Here is a 670-nt window from a genome sequence, read left to right as displayed (position 1 = left end):
ACTTACTACCGTTTTTGTTCCCGCTAATCCGCGATGAACCACAAATAAGCGTATTCAAATTGCTGCTGTTTTACTACGCGAGGTCTCGTTCCACGAGTAGCCCAAAGACGTGTTGTTGTGTTCTGCTGACCAAACCTAGCTTCGTCTTGAAACCAGACATCAACACTCTCTAGCCCAATATGGCCGGGGATCTTAAGGATCGTTTCGATTTGGAATTTTTTTAAAATCGTCCTGTATTTGCTGTGATTGTTTAGGGTGTTTGGAACGAGAAGTTATCCAAGAAAAACCCATGTGGTCGAGGAGATAATAGATGGAATTAGGGTGGTAGTGCTTGTCAAAGTGTTTAACGATGTAGTCATGTATATCGCTTCCAACAAGGCGGCCACCAGAAGGTGATTCAGCTTCTTTTTTTATGAAGGCACTGAGTTGAGCCCGCTGCTCATCGGTGAGGTATGCAGGCCTACCAGTCCGAGGTTTTTCTTGAAGTCCTTCTAGGCCTTCTTCAAAAAAAATCCGAACCCATTTATTGACACTGGTTCGACTGACTTTGAGAGATTTTGCAATTTGTGTACGAGAGAGGCCGTCTTTAAAGTGTGCGAGCGCAAGTAAACGCATCTTCATCTGAATGGTTTTTTGCTGGCTCGCAAGCTTTTTGAAGTCAGTGTTATTA

Annotated in this window: 1 protein-coding gene; it reads right to left on the bottom strand. The window is 43.7% G+C overall.

What is annotated here, in order from left to right; genetic code table 11:
- Positions 1–192 precede the first annotated feature (192 nt).
- Positions 193–670, bottom strand: a 478-nt coding sequence (locus AB4623_RS16895; protein WP_372146914.1) for a transposase, incomplete at its 5' end; no start/stop codon positions are given.

Origin of the sequence: Vibrio sp. 10N.222.52.C12, assembly GCF_041474215.1 — a bacterium.
GTDB lineage: Bacteria > Pseudomonadota > Gammaproteobacteria > Enterobacterales > Vibrionaceae > Vibrio > Vibrio crassostreae_C.
The sequence above is the reverse complement of the archived record's forward strand: the minus strand, read 5'-3'. Positions and strand labels throughout refer to the sequence as shown.